At 37.7% G+C, this 16,135-nt stretch carries 17 protein-coding genes; 2 read left to right on the top strand and 15 right to left on the bottom strand.

Annotation, left to right across the window (positions count from 1 at the left end; all coding sequences use genetic code 11):
* Nucleotides 1–106: 106 nt before the first annotated feature.
* The 8 genes from CBF29_RS00660 to CBF29_RS00625 all read right to left on the bottom strand — a co-directional run bounded on the left by CBF29_RS00660 (nt 107) and on the right by CBF29_RS00625 (nt 6,790).
* Nucleotides 107–403 carry a hypothetical protein gene (locus CBF29_RS00660; protein ID WP_126806206.1) on the bottom strand — a complete coding sequence of 99 codons (297 nt, stop codon included), beginning with the start codon at nt 401–403 and terminating at the stop codon, nt 107–109.
* 28 nt (nt 404–431) lie between these two features.
* On the bottom strand, nt 432–1,037 hold the full coding sequence (locus CBF29_RS00655; protein WP_126806204.1) for a DUF5052 family protein: 606 nt from the start codon (nt 1,035–1,037) through the stop codon (nt 432–434).
* Nucleotides 1,038–1,348: 311 nt separating this feature from the next.
* Nucleotides 1,349–3,199 carry an acyltransferase family protein gene (locus CBF29_RS00650; RefSeq protein WP_126806202.1) on the bottom strand — a complete coding sequence of 617 codons (1,851 nt, stop codon included), beginning with the start codon at nt 3,197–3,199 and terminating at the stop codon, nt 1,349–1,351.
* A 419-nt stretch (nt 3,200–3,618) separates the two neighbouring features.
* Entirely contained in the window at nt 3,619–3,840 is a 222-nt protein-coding gene (locus CBF29_RS00645) for a YozE family protein (RefSeq protein WP_126806199.1), read from the bottom strand.
* Entirely contained in the window at nt 3,830–4,351 is a 522-nt protein-coding gene (gene msrA / locus CBF29_RS00640) for a peptide-methionine (S)-S-oxide reductase MsrA (RefSeq protein WP_126806197.1), read from the bottom strand. The genes CBF29_RS00645 and msrA overlap by 11 nt, the downstream gene beginning before the upstream one ends.
* Before the next feature lie 2 nt (nt 4,352–4,353).
* Nucleotides 4,354–5,043, bottom strand: coding sequence for a YpmS family protein (locus CBF29_RS00635; protein WP_170169943.1), 690 nt, complete (start codon nt 5,041–5,043; stop codon nt 4,354–4,356).
* 8 nt (nt 5,044–5,051) lie between these two features.
* Nucleotides 5,052–5,888 carry an SGNH/GDSL hydrolase family protein gene (locus CBF29_RS00630; RefSeq protein WP_126806193.1) on the bottom strand — a complete coding sequence of 279 codons (837 nt, stop codon included), beginning with the start codon at nt 5,886–5,888 and terminating at the stop codon, nt 5,052–5,054.
* A gap of 59 nt (nt 5,889–5,947) precedes the next feature.
* Nucleotides 5,948–6,790: a DegV family protein gene (locus tag CBF29_RS00625; protein ID WP_126806192.1), complete on the bottom strand. Its 843-nt coding sequence runs from the start codon at nt 6,788–6,790 to the stop codon at nt 5,948–5,950.
* A gap of 127 nt (nt 6,791–6,917) precedes the next feature.
* On the opposite strand from CBF29_RS00625, the gene trhA reads away from it, so the two are divergent.
* Nucleotides 6,918–7,562, top strand: a complete 645-nt coding sequence (gene trhA / locus CBF29_RS00620) for a PAQR family membrane homeostasis protein TrhA (RefSeq protein WP_126806191.1) — start codon at nt 6,918–6,920, stop codon at nt 7,560–7,562.
* A gap of 148 nt (nt 7,563–7,710) precedes the next feature.
* On the opposite strand, the gene CBF29_RS00615 is transcribed toward trhA, so the two are convergent.
* Nucleotides 7,711–8,274 carry a cob(I)yrinic acid a,c-diamide adenosyltransferase gene (locus CBF29_RS00615; protein WP_126806190.1) on the bottom strand — a complete coding sequence of 188 codons (564 nt, stop codon included), beginning with the start codon at nt 8,272–8,274 and terminating at the stop codon, nt 7,711–7,713.
* Nucleotides 8,275–8,563: 289 nt separating this feature from the next.
* Here CBF29_RS00615 and CBF29_RS00610 point away from each other — a divergent pair, with 289 nt between their 5' ends.
* A complete protein-coding gene (locus tag CBF29_RS00610; RefSeq protein ID WP_126806189.1) occupies nt 8,564–9,457 on the top strand; it encodes a LysR family transcriptional regulator in 894 nt (297 codons plus the stop codon).
* A 53-nt stretch (nt 9,458–9,510) separates the two neighbouring features.
* Here the strand turns inward: CBF29_RS00610 and CBF29_RS00605 are convergent, their stop codons facing one another.
* The 6 genes from CBF29_RS00605 to ortA form a co-directional block, all read right to left on the bottom strand.
* Nucleotides 9,511–10,353 (bottom strand): arginase family protein, encoded by an 843-nt coding sequence (locus CBF29_RS00605; RefSeq protein WP_126806188.1) that lies wholly within the window; start codon nt 10,351–10,353, stop codon nt 9,511–9,513.
* Nucleotides 10,354–10,427: 74 nt separating this feature from the next.
* Nucleotides 10,428–11,822 (bottom strand): GlmL-related ornithine degradation protein, encoded by a 1,395-nt coding sequence (locus CBF29_RS00600; RefSeq protein WP_126806186.1) that lies wholly within the window; start codon nt 11,820–11,822, stop codon nt 10,428–10,430.
* Entirely contained in the window at nt 11,819–14,050 is a 2,232-nt protein-coding gene (gene oraE, locus CBF29_RS00595; RefSeq protein WP_126806183.1) for a D-ornithine 4,5-aminomutase subunit OraE, read from the bottom strand. Before oraE ends, CBF29_RS00600 begins: the two co-directional genes overlap by 4 nt.
* Nucleotides 14,043–14,411, bottom strand: a complete 369-nt coding sequence (locus tag CBF29_RS00590; RefSeq protein ID WP_126806181.1) for an ornithine aminomutase subunit alpha — start codon at nt 14,409–14,411, stop codon at nt 14,043–14,045. The genes oraE and CBF29_RS00590 overlap by 8 nt, the downstream gene beginning before the upstream one ends.
* A 20-nt stretch (nt 14,412–14,431) precedes the next feature.
* Nucleotides 14,432–15,832: a 2-amino-4-oxopentanoate thiolase subunit OrtB gene (ortB, locus tag CBF29_RS00585; protein WP_126806179.1), complete on the bottom strand. Its 1,401-nt coding sequence runs from the start codon at nt 15,830–15,832 to the stop codon at nt 14,432–14,434.
* 3 nt (nt 15,833–15,835) lie between these two features.
* Nucleotides 15,836–16,132 carry a 2-amino-4-oxopentanoate thiolase subunit OrtA gene (gene ortA, locus CBF29_RS00580; protein WP_126806177.1) on the bottom strand — a complete coding sequence of 99 codons (297 nt, stop codon included), beginning with the start codon at nt 16,130–16,132 and terminating at the stop codon, nt 15,836–15,838.
* Between the last annotated feature and the right edge of the window lie 3 nt (nt 16,133–16,135).

The raw sequence follows: 16,135 nt of genomic DNA, 5'->3' as shown, positions 1-16,135 counted from the left end.
AAAAGGCAAGATGATTTTTAAATATTTTTGTGAAAAAATAAAAACTGGGAGAACAGTTCTTCTGTTTTCTCAGTTTTTTCTTTTGTCAATCAGTTAGTGATGACCATTATATAATTTTTTTAGACTTAGAGTATTTCATAAAATGTGCCACTTTTTCCATCTTTCTTGTTTTAATATCGTCAATTTGCATTTCTGATGGGGTCTGGAGGACTCGTTCTTTCTGCAGTCTCTCCATCACCGCACACAATTGATAAAATTCCAACAACACTTGTTTCTCATTTGAGAGTTCCGGTGTTTCTGGATGGGTATCATCCAAACCAAATCTTAAAGATTTGGACAAAGCCTGCTGAATCTCTGCACATTCTTCCATAGCCACAATCATTAAATATTCATGTTCTTTCATTAATGTCTCCTCAAATTTGGATTTCTGATTATTGAAATAAATCTAAGTCGTAAATGGTGTAATCACATCGGTAAAGAAATAAATATTTTCCATCAATCAGGATGCCAGTACTTTTGGGGACTTCTGTTTTATATAAAGAGACTTTTTTCCCAGCATAAGTTGCTAATGGGGTGCCGTTTTGACTCCTAATCAGTATAACCTTTTCTTTTCCTGAAAAAGATTGTTTATAATCGTTAATCATCGAGTTCACAATTGGAATCCCACGATCGAAATTTTGTATATCCACGGTCTCACTAAAATCATCAAAGATATTGTCTAGTCCTGTTTCTTCAATAATCATTGATGAGCCTACATGATGCATTTCTTTATTCCCAATAGTTATTTGAATGACACTGGAGTCTTGACTTTCTTCATCGGAATCGAATGTGTCATCTCTTTCCAACTTGATTGATTTCCCGACAATTTCATCCATGATTTGACTTTCTTCATCATAGGTCCTAATTGTCATTTCTAACCCTTTAAAACTCTCTTCGAAACCTTTGAACCACATCTTGATATCTTGACAGCCAGCTAATAATAAACCACTCATTAAACAGACTACCGCTAATAAAAAATGTTTTTTCTTAGTTGTCATTTTTTACTCCTTTATTGTGATGTTCTTAACTATCCTCTATTCTCATAGTTTAGCATAATTAATATGTTTTAGAATAAAAAAACCGCTGTTTTTTATGTCACAAGCTAATTAATATGACAACAAATCAATTTTTTGTTCTTGGTTTTTCGAAAAATCAGTCCAATAAATATATTATGTAAACTTATATTCGGTTTTGATTTTTATCCTCATCAAAAACAGAGTGGATAGTATTTTTTTCTTGCTATGAAAAAAACTTCCAAAAGTTAGCTTAACTATCTAACTTTTAAAAGTTCGTATGTACCACTCATTTTTTAATCTTCTGTTTCTTTAATGTCTTTTTCATCTGCAGGTTTGTCTTTAGTCTCATCAGACTCGGAAGGAGTTTTTTCTTTCAAATCCACTTTGTATGCAGTGATTATAGTTTCTTCGATTAAATCAGTGTAGGCTTGGGCACCTGAGAGATTGAGATGGACCCCATCAACCTCCAAAAGACTTAAATTATCCGAAACATAACTATGCCAATCGATTAAAAGAATATTATCCATTTTATTTGAGGCATTTTCTAAGATGCTATTCACTTGATTTTCCCAATTAAAAGGAATTTTGATGGTAATAAAAGCAAGTTGAGCTGGTGCTGTATACTCAATCAATTCATCCAAATCTTTTTCCGAAAAAGGACCATTAGAACCTAATTCAAGGATGAGAAGAGTTGTTTCATCTAACTTATCCTTATATTTTTCCTCAATGATTTTTCTTCCCTCTTCCAATTGTCTGCTGACTTTTCCATCAACGATAGTTCCCGGGAAACGATCTTCTATCTCCTTCTCAGCTCCTAAAATAACAGAATCACCAATGGCAAATATTTGATTTATCAGAGGTCGGCTATCAACGACTGGTTTTGGCTCTGGTTTTTCAGGTTCTGATTTGACTACGATTTTTTCTTTTGCCTGATTGACCAACTCTTTGTTAAAAAAATAATTCGTCGCAGAAATGACCCCTAGACAGACTAATATTAATGATAGATTTTTCAGAAGTCTGGCTCTATTATTATGCCAATGACCGCCTATTTTCTCTTTAATTTCTTTCAATGTGAAATTTCTAAACGGTTTTTCAATTAATTCATAAGTAAAATGAGCTAACAAAAAGCTTAAAATGATTTGCGATATCACCAGTACAATCCGATAATTACTTCCAATTCTTAAAGGAGTGGATAGCACAATGATTGGGTAGTGCCATAAATAGAGACTATAGGACCGTTTGCCGATCCAGCGTAAAACTGGATGGGAAAACAATTTTCCTAAAGATGCGGATGGGTGAATAATCACACCCACCAACCCTATCGTCATCAATGCCACCAGCAAGAAGCCACCTTGATACAAAAATGGTGAAAACTCTGTGACTGAGACTACTGTGGCAATCAGTAACGCTGTCATAAGAATACCCATCACATCAAGAGCTGCCTTTGTGGAGCGGTTAGCATTTTTATTTAAACGCTCATAGGGCCAGACAAAAGCAAATAAACCGCCCAAAATAAGTGTGAACACTCGAGTATCAGTGCCGTAGTAAATTCTATCAATTGCCTCTGGCTGATAAAGAAAAATCATAGTTAAAACAGAGGCCGTGCCAACAGCAAATAAACCATAAAAAACATATCGTTTACGTTTAAAAAATTTGAAAAATAACAAAAAAACAACTGGATAAAGTAGATAAAACTGACCTTCAACTGCTAAAGACCAAAGATGTTTCAATGGAGTCGGTTCGGCAAAGAAATCTGCATAAGGTACTTCTTGGAAAATATACCACCAATTGCTTATCAAAGTCAGCCCGGCTGCATCGGCTTTTAAAATAGATTGGAAATGTTTAGGAATAAGAATAAGTGCAAATCCGGTGATTACCACCAGTAAAAAAAGTAAAGCAGGATACAAACGTTTCAAGCGTTTTTTCCAAAATAATTTCAAATCGATAGAGTCACTTCTCTGCCATTCCTTCAATAAAATACTTGTGATTAAATAACCTGATAAAACGAAAAATATGTCAACCCCAATGAAGCCCCCATTGAAGAACGGGATTCTGAAATGATAACCAAGCACCAGTATGACTGCAAAAGCTCTAAGACCGTCCAAGCTGGTAATATAATTTTTTGTATTTTTATTTGTGTGCATCCATAAAATTCTCCTTGAAAAGTTTCTAGTTGTTAAATTTAGATCATATAAGTATAAAAATTTAAGTTTGTCATATCGTCCTTTAATTGTAATACATTTGTAATTATTTCGCAATAAAAAAAACAAAAGAAATATAACTATTAATTTCTTTTGTTTTTGTTATAGTTTTGTCATTTTTGTTACTTTATAAGAAGGAATTAAGCATATTTTTCACTAAATACGTTGCTTTAAAATATGTTGAGTTTTTATTGTTAACTTTAAATATAGCATTTTTTAATATTTAAGAAAAAAACGGACTTCCAAAGACAAATCAGATGTGAAAAAACGCAAGTGTTCATCCACATCTGATATGATCTCAAAGTCCGCTTTAACTACCGGAGATAAAATTATGTGATACTTTAAAATTATTTTGATAACGATCAAGTATTTTCCTCATATTGCTGCCACAATACATCAAAATGATCCATGCTTTGAACATAATTTACACTGTCCTCTAGATAACGACTGATTTCATTATATTCGGTAGAGAATCTAGGGAATTGGGAGTCTTGACAAATCTCTTCCGCTAAAGTCGCCAAAGCATCTGTCGCCTTTGGATTTCGCTTTGTTTGAACAAATTGATGAAAACTTTTATTTCTCATGCTGCCATTTTTCCTCAATAAATTTTTCTCTCAAACCACTAGAGGCGTGATATCTGGCAGGGTTTTTCCGATAAAAATCCTGATGATAATCTTCAGCCGGATAAAAAGCAGTCTTTGCTTCTATGGCTGTAACGATTGGCTTATCAAACCGGCTACTATTTTGGAGCTGCTCGCGACTTTTTTCTGCTATCTGCTTTTCTTCTTCAGTTTGATAATATATCACAGGTCGATAACTGTCTCCCCGATCTTGAAATTGACCAAAAGCATCCGTCGGGTCGGTTTGCTGCCAGTAAATTTCTACTAACTCTGCATAGGAAATCAATTCTGGGTCATAAGTGATTTCAACAGCTTCTGTGTGCCCTGTCAGACCTGAACATACTTGCTCATAAGTCGGGTTTTCCACGTGTCCTCCAGTATAACCAGAGATGACTGAAATAATTCCCGGATGTGTGTCAAAAGGCTGCACCATGCACCAAAAACATCCTCCGGCAAATACCGCTGTGTTTGACATTGCTACTCCTCCTTTTTGTTGCTGTTCTCAGTTTCCAAATCTAAGTAGACGCTCATTCGAATATCATCATCTACCAAATTTATGCGATCCGCTCTTAAATGAATATTGTTTCCAATCACAAGCTGATCTAAATGCAGAATAATTTGCTCTTTTTTAGGATCGATTTCCACCCATTTTGGCATATCAAATCCTGCGACTTGATTCATCACTTGACTCACTGGCAAACCAAGAGAGCCAATAGAAACATTTTTCGCTTTCAACTGGATATTGCCATCTTGCATCACATAAGGTTCAAAGTATAAAAAGAACTCCATGGGATAGCCTAAAACTTTAAATGTCCCGTTCAGCAATGCCTGATTCTCCAGATAAAAAGTATATTGAACACCGGAGTCTTTCAAGAAATCATTCAAATAAAAGCTGATAACCTTATTTAATTGTGCTTTATTCGTAGAAACTTGGAAGCTTGGATCATCTGGTAAAACCAACTGTTCTTGGGCTTTTTTAAATTCAACTTCTCTTGTGCCTGTCACTCGTACACCGATGATGATGACAAAAGCTAAAATGATGCCGACCAGTGTGAGAAAAGCATACTGCCAGAAGTTATGTTTCTTTGATGATACTTTTTTGTTTTTTTCCGGTAACTTCTCAGAACTTTCCTGTCTTTTTCTTCGTTTAGATTGGTTCTCTTCCATTATCTCACCTATTCTTCCAGCCATAATTTAGTTGTAGTCATCAATTTAGATTTAAACTCATTAGCAATGATTTGATAGCCCAAATTGTTTGGGTGAAAGTTATCTGCATCTGATAATAAATTATTGACGCCATTTTCTGAATTTTCATTGGTTGTATTCATACCGCTGTATATGTTGTCATTGATCGGCACAAAGAAAACATCATCGAATGATTTGATACTTTCCTCGGCGGTCAAATTCCACAAATCAACGATTTCCTGCATTTCCGTAATTTGATTAAAACTCAAATAGAAAGGATTATATACTCCCAACTGATAAATAGGGGCGGTCTTATTATACTCTCTAATCAATGCTAATAATTTTTCTAAGTTTTTCTGATAATTTTCCTTAGGTTTCTTAAAAGTTTCAAAGTTGATATCGCTAAACAAATCCGACTTGATGATTTTCATCAAATCATTCCCGCCAACTGTCAACGTGATAAAATCAGCTTTTGCTAAATCTTCTTGGATGTCCTTGCTTTTTTTGATTCGCGAGAAGACTTGATCGCTTCGATCACCAGATTTGCCGTGATTGGCTGATTCTACTACATTTAATTTAGCTTCTTCGGCCAGCATATCCTCCAGCAATGGGACAAAACCTCCAGACTCTGTGGAGTCCCCCACACCCTCGGTCAAGGAATCTCCGATGGCTACGAAAAAGAGAGAATCTGTTTGCTTGTCTGGAATATCCAAAGTGACCATTAAATCTTTTTCAGCTGGAAAAACTTTCAAAAATATAAAAATACTTAACGCTAAACTGATGAAAAAAACTGTTAACGAAACTGCATTTTTTTTGATAATATTCATCGATTCCTCTCCTTTCTTCGGATAAAAAAACAGATCAAACCAATGATCTGCCTTTAATGTTATTCTAAGTAAAGCATGATGGCAAATGCACCTTCACCAGTATGGGTAGCAACAATAGGTGATGTATCCAAAACAGGAATATGAACATTGGGGAACATTTCTTGTAATTCCTCTTTAAATTTCAAGGCTGTTTCCAAACCCGCCGCATGAGAGATACCTATTTTTTTTACGCTGCTCAATTTGTTTAGTTTCTCTTTCTTTAAGTCATCAAACCAGCGATTAAATGCTTTATTCCCACGACCTTTGCTCATGGTTTCCAAACCAGTATCTAACAATTGCATAACGACGCGTATATTGAAGACGTTTGAAAGAACACCCGTCGCCCGACTGATACGTCCCCCTTTAACTAAATTATTCAAATTAGCAACACCTATATAAAGAAGGGAATTTTTTTGTCCTTTTTCAATGGCTGCCAAAATAGTTTCGGCATCGGCACCATCGTTAGCTAGCTGGGCTGCATCTTCAACTAAAAAAGCAAGGGATTGGTCTGTAAAGTGGCTATCGATTACCGTCACTTTGCTTTTTGAAATTTGACTTGCCTGTCTGGCAGCTTCGACAGTCCCGCTTAATAAACCAGTCAGATGAAGAGAGATGATTTCCGATCCGTCTGCTCCTAGTCGGTCATAAACTTCAACAAACTCACCTATTGGAGGCTGACTTGTTTTAGGCAGTGCAGAAGCAGCAGCCATCATTTTCATATATTCAGCACCATCAATAGCTGAATCTTTGTAAATCACATCGTCTACCATGATAGACAAAGATATAATTTCCACTCCTAGGGCCTCCGCAACCCCAGGTTCAAATTTAGCACTTGAATCTGTAACAATTTTTACTTTTGACATTTCATCAGTCCATCCTTTATAAAATCAATATTTTCATGTAAAATGATATACAAGGAAACTTTCCTAATAATTATAACAGATATAATACTCTTTTTCACTTAAAATAAACTTAGAAAGCAGGGGTACGATGCAGCAAGCTAACTTTTCAAGAAAATACATTATTGTAAATGAAGTCTTTAATGCCGTGACACATGGCATTGGCGCGGGTTTAAGTATTGCCGGATTGATTGTATTGTTAATCAAAGGAGCCAGATTGGGTTCTGCCATTCACATTGTCTCCTATTCGATTTACGGTGCCACCCTGATCCTCTTGTTTCTGGCGTCCACCTTGTACCACAGCTTGATTTTTACGAAAGCAAAAAATGTTTTTCAGGTGTTCGATCACAGCTCCATCTATTTATTGATTGCCGGAAGCTATACGCCCTACTGTCTGATTGTTATTGGAGGAACACTAGGCTGGGTACTCTTGGGATTGATTTGGTCACTGGCAATCGCAGGCATCGTCTACAAATCGATTTTTCTTAAGAAAAAAGGGAAAACGGATGTCATCTTATATATCTTAATGGGCTGGATTTGTCTGATTGCTTTCAAACCCTTGCTAGAAGGCCTTGGTGTTGGAGGTACTCTACTTCTCGCAGGGGGCGGTGCTGCGTATACAATCGGAGCAATATTCTACAGTATGAAACGTCTCAAATTCATGCATGTGGTCTGGCATTTCTTTGTCCTCTTGGGTGCGGGCCTCATGTACTTTTCGATTTTATTTTACACTTAATCCTATGTTCGTACGTAAGGCTAGCTTTCATTCAGGAAATGATTAAAACTGTGAGAGGTAATAACTACTTCTCACAGTTTTTATTGTCTTAGTTTATAGTTGATTTTTTGAAGTCTTTCTACCCACACCATAGTTGTCAAAAAAAGCTTTAATTACGGAAAACTTTTCCGCTTCTTTCATAAAATATATCCTGTTCTCCATAAAAATGATTGACATAGCGAGCGGCAACAAACAAGAAATCTGATAAACGATTTAAAAATTTCAACGCCTGTTCATTGATTTTTTCTTCTGAAAGAATGTCCACAGTTTCCCGCTCTGCTCTTCTGATAATTGTCCGGCAAATATGGATTTGAGAACTTATCTTATGCCCCCCGGGAATAATAAATTTTTCGATTGGGGGAACTTTTCCAGCATAAACATCAATTCTTCCCTCTAACCACTCCACACATTCTTTTGATATGCGATATTTTTCAGCGACGGCTGGCGTTGCCAGATCTGTACCTGCATCAAACAGGTATTGTTGGATGACTGATAATTCTTCATATAGTTCGGGCATTTCCTCTTTCGACATCGAACTTATGACTAAGCCAATAAAAGAATTCGCCTCATCTACTGTCCCGTATGCTCTCACACGTGGATTATTTTTAGATACTCTTTTTCCCCCTATGATAGATGTTTTTCCTTTGTCTCCACCCTTTGTATATAATTTCATGATTATTCCTCCTATCCAAATTATTTTTACCAAATAAAACAATTAATAATACGTTATTTATTTCTTAGTGTTATTAATCGTTTAATTGTTATTTATAAGTAGGTTATTAATGATTTTGTTTCGTGATTAATATCGTTCATAACAACTTGAATGGCGAATGTAAAATCAAGCTTAACCATATCGTTTAAAGTTATTTTAAATTCATTAAAAACTGTATTTATTCTTGAGTAAATGATATATTTACGTTAGAGATATAAACTCATTCAATTCATTGGGAGGGAACTTTATTTTGGAAATCAGAACACTAGAAACATTTCAAGTTGTTGCTCAAGAATTAAACATGACTAAAGCTGCCCAAAAATTAAATTATTCCCAGCCGACAATCTCAAAACATATCCAAAGTCTTGAAAATGAAATAGGAACCACTTTATTAGAAAAAAAAGGTGGGAAATATTTTCTGACACTTGCAGGAGAGGAATTATTTAAACATTCCACCAATATCTTAAGAGAAGTAAATTTATTAAAAAAAATTCATCCAGAACATGGTGAAAAGTATAAGATACGTCTTCAGGGACACGATTATTATTTGTTTAATTATTTTTTGCCTATCCTCAAATCAGTCGTTGCAAAATTTCCCACCGTCTCTTTTCAATTAGACGGTACTAATAACGAAACAGCTATCCAGCGTATCATCCGAAATGAAATCGATTTAGGTATCGTTTCTGGTAATATTGCATCCTCAGACCTGCTTTACGAAAAAATCGGATCAGAAGCCACTGCTCTTTGTATTTCTTCTGAAATCTATAAAGAGTCTATTGACATTGAATACTACCTAGAAAAATACCCTATCGTGATAGATAACACTGAAAAATATTCTTATGAAAGCTTTTTTTTAAAAAGTGTCTCCACTCCGACCATTATTCATTGCAGCAGCGATGAAGTTGTCCAAGAAGCTATACTAAACGAAAAAATGATTGGCATTGTCAGAACTGGTAGATTGAAAAAGTATATCCAGTCTGGAGAAATCAAGATACTGAAACAATTGACCAAAAGTGAACCTATCCATATCGTAATGAATGCTAACCGTTTGGATAATAAATATATCAATCAGGCCTTTAATGCCATTTGTTATCGTTTCAAAAAAAATCAAACAACATCCAGAGAATTAGCTTGGAAAAAATAAACAACAGTCTAAACAAAAGTTTAGATTGTTGTTTAAAATTTACTCTTTCTACCTCATTTCAATATTTCTTCTATAATCCTCATTGCCTGTTTTCCAGTCCGCTTATCCTTCATGTCCAAATATGGATTGATTTCTACAAAGTCCATACTTGTAATACGGACACGATCTTTTAACTTTTGAATAAAGTCTAAGACTGTCGTTTCTGACAACCCATTTTCTACTGGCGTCCCAGTTCCCGGGACAAGGGTCGAATCAAGACTGTCGATATCAAAACTGAGATGGACCTTTCTTGCTCTTGTGGAAATTTCACTAAGACACTCTTCCAGCCACTTCGGATTTTTTTCTATAATCTCCGCCCCGTAAAAATGAACACCTGAGCTGTCGATTAATGCCCTTTCTTGTTTGTCGATAGCCCTTTGTCCAATCAAGAAGACATTATCTGATTTTATTTTTTTATCAAAAATCCCAAGTATGTCATTTTCCTCACCGTACCCCATGGCGTAGGCTAAAGGCATGCCATGTAAACTACCTGTCGGCGACGTCGATACAGTGTTCATATCTGCATGAGCATCCAGCCAGATGACCACCGAGTTTTCGTCCAATTTTAAAGAAGAAAGACTGCTAAATGATAAACTGTGATCTCCTCCAATAAAAAGCTGCAACGCTTCGTCTTTAAGGTCCAAAATTTTTTCTAAATTATTTTTCATAGTTATCAGAGAATTAAATTTATTGAAATCATAAGTATCATACAAATCAAATGTACTGACCTCATACCCAAGATCAATAAGCCTGCCAATCAATCCTAATTCTTTCAAATAATCCGGTCCAAACTCTACACCTGCTTTAGTCTGTCCAATGTGCGTGTGCAAATTATAAATATTTATTTTTCTTTTCATAATTAGTCTACCGTTTTCCTATGTGACATCACTGCTGAAAATAGTTTATGCTTAAAGCCATTGACTCCCTGCTATTAAGGTTCCTCATCCTCCAAGGCTTCTTTTACTGGTAAAGTCATATTTAAAGAGCCTTCTAAAAGCTTCAAGGCTGCCGCTTCATATTTATACGCCAGCACACCTAAGGAAGCTAAAATGTATTGATAATCCATTAAAATCGTTACTTCTCCGGCTGGCAGCAGCATATCCTTTGTTTTTTCTTTTTGCACGATTTTTTTGAGTATTTTCTCCCCGTCTGGAAGTTGGGTAAGTGCTCCCCCTGTCCCAATAATATATTGTATTCTAGTCAAATCTTTACCTTGAGCCAGAGTGGCTCTGCCGCTTGGACCATAAACATGACGTAATTTTCCTGCATGTCTGTAAACCGCGGTTAGAGTGGCCGCCTCAGTCAACCTGACAATGAAGCGTTTTTCTTCTTCTGTGCGAGGGATAAATTGATAATTAGCCAATAGGGTGTCAACATTAAATCCTTCTTTTTCTAAAACATCTTTCCCCACTATATCAATCACATTCTGACTATTGACATACATCCCCAAGTCCCCTTCCACCGTACGTTTCGCCACAGGTTCAGGTGCCACTTGTATCCGTGAAATAGCTTCGTTACCTTCTGTGACAGAATGGACATCCGTCGTTGCCCCACCCACATCAATCACTAGCACATCACCAATTCTTTCATAAATCAGTTTACACATATTCATGACGGATGCAGGTGTCGGCGTGATCGTCTCATTTACCATGTCATAAACATGGCTCATCCCCGGTGCGTGAACAATGTGATTTTCAAAAACTTTTTGAATTACTTTTCTTGTAGGCTCCACATTCAATTCATCAATTTTTGGAAAAACATTTTCCACAACCATCAGTTCTTGCTGGCTTCCTTCAAAGATTAGTTTTATTTCTTCATCGTTTTCAATATTGCCTGCATAAATCACAGGTATCTTTAAATTTAAATCTAAAATTTTTTCTGCATTTTCTAGTGCGGTCTCTCTTTCCCCGTAATCCACACCGCCAGCTAATAAAATAATATTGGGATTGATTTCTTGGATTTTTTTTAAGTCTGTCCGACGTAGTTTGCCTGCTGTCACAAAACGAACAATCGCCCCGGCCCCAAGAGCTGCTTCCTTAGCAGCTCTTGCAGTCATATCAAAGACTAGACCATGTACAGTCATTTTTAAGCCCCCGGCGGCACTTGACGTAGCAAACATCTCATCATAGCTTAAATCTTTCACACCTAGATTATTTTTAAGGTCATCAATGCTATTTTGCAAACCAATTCTAACATCTCCAGCTTCCACGCTAGTTGTAGCTTGTCCTTGACCAATAAACTGGGGATTTTCCGAATGAATATGATGAAAAGCATTGACAACGGTTGTCGTTGAGCCAATTTCAGCTACTAATACATCGACTTTCATTGGTTATCTTCTCTTTCCATCTTTCGTCTTTTTTCGACTAAAGCGGTAGCTACTTGCTGTCCATTGCTGCCTCGACCAAAAGCTGCATCCATATTATATTTGCTCGTAGCGATTTCTGGCACCACTTGTGTCCCTCCCGCCATGATCATCAGTTTATCACGCACACCTTTTTCAACTGCCAAATCATTGATTCGCTTCATATTTTTGTAGTGAATATCGTCATGGCTGATAATCGTTGAGGCCAGGATACCATCTGCATTTAATTCAATTGCAGCATCTACGATTTTTTCAACAGGGACACTCGTTCCGAGATAGTGGACTTCGATGCCGTATTTTTCAATTCCCCCATGCTTGATATCAATAATCTCACGAAGTCCGACTGAATGTTCATCTTCCCCGATTGTGCCAGCCACTAGAACCATTTTCTTACGTTTGATATCCTCACGAATGTCATCATCTGACATGACTACAGGCTCCTCAGGAATGACTAAATCATTTTTATCAATCGCAAAAGGCACACGCCCCTTGAGCTCGATTCTAGTTCCTTCAGCATATTGCATCACTTCTTTATTGATTACTTCGGCATCTTTCAATCCCATTTTCTTTGCCATTTCCAAAGCTGCGAACTCTGCCACTCGAGTTGATTCAGGAATCATCATAGTCAAGAGAATAATCCCATCTCCCTGCCATTCAGCTTCCGGAACGATTAGTTCTTGCTCTCTTAATTCCCTAGTCTCTTCTAAACGAACATTAACGTTATCATTTTCATCCAGCTCATCAATGAAAATAATTTTTTCCGGTTTTTCAAGAGTGGAGCCGTTAATCAGTTTGGCAGGGTCTTCTTTTGCACCTGCATCGTATTGTTCAACATTATTATAACCGAAATGGGCAGTAACGGGTGCCATATAATCTTCATCACGTTCATAGACTGTCCCTTCTCCGACTCCCCCATTAATTTTACGGGAAATCCCATCGTCATTACGTTCAGGGAAATTGCCCGAATCGACAAAGAATGCATCCTCTACCGCTTTGAAATATCCCCCATCTTCAATAATCGCTTCCATAAACAACACTGCCCGTTCTTTGATTTCTCGAGCTTTTTCTCTCAGAGGGCCATCCTCCTTCAAATCAAGCATTTCATTCAATCCGTCCAGACCTTGAAAGACTTGTTTGGCTGTGTCTACTGCTTCAATATTATAAATATGCCACGGCACATTTCTTCCTTCATCCGGCGTAATCGTAGATTGAATATCTGCACTCGTCAGTTTTGAAATCAGCAAGTTGAGCACATGGGTCACAGTGGCCTCACGAGTAGATGCTTCCATGTACTTAGTATTTTGCTGCGCCCTCATTCGATAGTCGCTGAAAAATTCTCTTAGTGCTACAGCATAAGGCAGATCCAAATACATTGACGGCGCGGGAGGTGCAGTCGGAGGAACGGTGGACAAACAAATATTTGATTTTTCCATTCCTACTTTATAAGAAAAAGCGGAGTTGATTGCATGTTGCACGATGAGTTCCGGCATTACTTTCCATGCTTCTCTTGCTGTTGCATTGGCATTATGTGCCCCGTCAATTTGTGCGATGCCTGCCCAAGCCATCACTTTTTTAGATTCACAAGCATCTACAAACGAGCGTATCATGTTGATGTTTCGGTATAACACATTATACTGCGGGTCTTGGTGTGCTCCGTTGACCCCTTCCTCGGCAAACATCACCGCAACTTCTGGGCCAGCAATGCCTGAAACATAACTATGGTAATTGATTGGACGCCCCACTTCATCTTCAATTGCATCCAGTGCCTTTCTTTGGGCTCGCACCTGTTTGCGAGTGATTGGGATTCCTCCAGTTCCCTGAGGTGTTCCTTCAATTAAACCATCAAAGTGAGATTGTCCTGCCGTTCGAATAACCATGATATGGTCAGCACCGTGCCAAGCCGCCATGCGCATACGTCTGATATCATCTTCAAAACGTCCGGAGGCGATTTCTGTTGTGATAGTCGACGTTCCTTGCGGGTCAATATTATTAAAATATTTTGCTGAGGGCAAGGGCACATATTGTTTCAACGATTCAGCCATGTCCTTATATTCAAATTTATGCATCTGATAATTCGGTACAGGTGTTCGCCAAACCCATTCTTTCCTTCTTGGATGATAATTTTCAAGGTCAGCTAAAATCTCATTGATATCGAGTTTTTTATTTTTATCTAATTTGATACTCTTAGTCATTTGCTTTTCCTCCCTTGAAAATATTGTTGACTTGATCCCACAATTCCCCATTGTAAAGTTTCAGCCCGGCCTCGCGAATCTCTAAATTATTTTCTTTGGCTATACGGTAAACAATATGTCCCGCACCTTTACCGATAAGATTATGAGCTAAGACTGTTTCAACGATTTTTGCTGCTTCAACAGACGAAAAACCCATACGCAAAAGTACTGAACGTTCGATTGACGGAGAAGTATATTTCCTTCCCATATCAAGCAGCGGTTCAACAATTTCTTCAGCTAATTCCCAAAAACGTGTTTTTAATTCCTCATCAGTTAAATTTGCAAGATGTTTTCTTTCGTCTTCAAATTTAATGTTTTCCATAATTATTACGCTTCCCTTCTTTATAACTCAGCTATAATCTTTTTCACGTTCGATACACTGCTCCCTGTTTCATCAGCTAAAAATTCTAATTCTTTAGCTGATAGCTCCCGATCTAATCCCTTGGTCGCATTTTTCACGAAAGATTTTCTCAAATAGCCCAAATCCAACTCTTTTACACTGATTTGTTCAGGAGTTGATGGTAAAATGATACTTTTTCCGGGCACTTCATCCCCTGGATCACCAAATGTCACATTGATGCCATTGTCTCGTGCAAAAGACAGTTGAGGCTGGACACTCTTACCTGCCCCAGTATATTCAGTTTCCTGCACTAAAATTATTTGTTCTTTATCCATCTCCTGCGCAAGTGCAAAAGCAGCTGCGAGAGAAGTATTTCCTGCAGGTCCTTTTTCCAGTCCTTCTAGGTTAGCCAATGCTTCAGTGATAAAGAAGACTTCTCCTTGATTGACTAAAACATAGCGGTCCATGTAACGTAACGGGCGGGCAGCTGACCTTGGAACGTCTGAGCGGTCTGGTCCTGTGGTGAACGGTACTCCAAAGCCAGTATGACCTGTTGTGAATGATTTCCGATTAAAATCAGTATCAGAAGCCATGTGCAGGCCGCTTAGATCTACGCTAGCACCGACAATCTGAGTGCTTTTATTTCCAGCTAGCCTCATCCCCCGAGCAGTCCCTGTCAGATTTCCACCGCCAGCATTCGTGGCTACCACCACATCTGGCTGACGTCCGATTTTTTCATCAAACTGTTGAACTATTTCTGCCCCCAAAGTTTCTATCCCGGCAATACCGAAGGGAGTATATAAAGAAGCATTAAAATACCCGGTTTCTTCAATAAGTAACAGAAATTTATAAAACAACTCAGGTCCAACTGTCAGCTGGACGACTTCCGCACCAAGAGCTTCGCATTTTCTGGCTTTTTCTACGATTTCAGGTTGTCCTACTCCTTTAGAATCAAAACATTCTTGAACAACGATACACTTCAATCCCAGCTTCGCTGCATGGGCTGCCACGGCCGCACCATAGTTTCCTGATGTAGCAGTCACCACACCTTTGTAACCAAGCTTTTTCGCATGATACACGGAGATTGTCGCACGCCGATCTTTAAAACTACCTGAAGCATTAGCTGCTTCATCTTTAATAAAAATACGTGCCCCTTTGCCTGAAGGTGCATATTTCCTTGCAAGCTTCGTCAAATTAGTTAATTCCACGATTGGTGTGTCTCCAACCCCAAGCTTGCTTTGAATGTCAACCATTTCATCTAAAGCATATCCAGCTTCAGCCATCATTTTTTCATAATCAAAAGCAATGCCTTCAGATTCAAACTCATCATAATCAATCTGAATAGAATTTTTCATGATACTGTTTTTTCTTGCCATCACTGATTCATAACTTTTATCTAACAAAGCTTACTCACCTCCATAGAGTTCTTTTTGTACTATTCTGTCAATTTCCAATATTTCCGGGATAAACTCACCAAAACTATGGGTATAGGTTGGAGAAATTTCTACCAAAACTCCTGTTTCTTTGCGACCAGTCACCGTTCTTATCTCGACTAGATCATTTATCTTCCCATCTACTTCCAAATATCCCTTGACCCACATCTCTAGAGGTACCATTTTTGTGTCCTCTGGTACTTGAGGAGCCCTTTGGTCAGCCGTCAAAATGGTCGAATGGATTTTAACCCAGTCTCCTTTTTTTGCCATGAT

It is taken from the genome of Vagococcus elongatus, assembly GCF_003987645.1.
Classification (GTDB): domain Bacteria; phylum Bacillota; class Bacilli; order Lactobacillales; family Vagococcaceae; genus Vagococcus_A; species Vagococcus_A elongatus.
Note: the sequence above shows the minus strand (reverse complement) of the source record. Positions and strands in the feature narration are given on the sequence as shown.

Bases quoted from the DNA above. Each gene is read 5' to 3' on its own strand.
- CBF29_RS00660 (WP_126806206.1), bottom strand. From the start codon at position 403: ATGAAAGAACATGAATATTTAATGATTGTGGCTATGGAAGAATGTGCA.
- CBF29_RS00655 (WP_126806204.1), bottom strand. From the start codon at position 1,037: ATGACAACTAAGAAAAAACATTTTTTATTAGCGGTAGTCTGTTTAATG.
- CBF29_RS00650 (WP_126806202.1), bottom strand. From the start codon at position 3,199: ATGCACACAAATAAAAATACAAAAAATTATATTACCAGCTTGGACGGT.
- CBF29_RS00645 (WP_126806199.1), bottom strand. From the start codon at position 3,840: ATGAGAAATAAAAGTTTTCATCAATTTGTTCAAACAAAGCGAAATCCA.
- msrA (WP_126806197.1), bottom strand. From the start codon at position 4,351: ATGTCAAACACAGCGGTATTTGCCGGAGGATGTTTTTGGTGCATGGTG.
- CBF29_RS00635 (WP_170169943.1), bottom strand. From the start codon at position 5,043: ATGGAAGAGAACCAATCTAAACGAAGAAAAAGACAGGAAAGTTCTGAG.
- CBF29_RS00630 (WP_126806193.1), bottom strand. From the start codon at position 5,888: ATGAATATTATCAAAAAAAATGCAGTTTCGTTAACAGTTTTTTTCATC.
- CBF29_RS00625 (WP_126806192.1), bottom strand. From the start codon at position 6,790: ATGTCAAAAGTAAAAATTGTTACAGATTCAAGTGCTAAATTTGAACCT.
- trhA (WP_126806191.1), top strand. From the start codon at position 6,918: ATGCAGCAAGCTAACTTTTCAAGAAAATACATTATTGTAAATGAAGTC.
- CBF29_RS00615 (WP_126806190.1), bottom strand. From the start codon at position 8,274: ATGAAATTATATACAAAGGGTGGAGACAAAGGAAAAACATCTATCATA.
- CBF29_RS00605 (WP_126806188.1), bottom strand. From the start codon at position 10,353: ATGAAAAGAAAAATAAATATTTATAATTTGCACACGCACATTGGACAG.
- CBF29_RS00600 (WP_126806186.1), bottom strand. From the start codon at position 11,822: ATGAAAGTCGATGTATTAGTAGCTGAAATTGGCTCAACGACAACCGTT.
- oraE (WP_126806183.1), bottom strand. From the start codon at position 14,050: ATGACTAAGAGTATCAAATTAGATAAAAATAAAAAACTCGATATCAAT.
- CBF29_RS00590 (WP_126806181.1), bottom strand. From the start codon at position 14,411: ATGGAAAACATTAAATTTGAAGACGAAAGAAAACATCTTGCAAATTTA.
- ortA (WP_126806177.1), bottom strand. From the start codon at position 16,132: ATGGCAAAAAAAGGAGACTGGGTTAAAATCCATTCGACCATTTTGACG.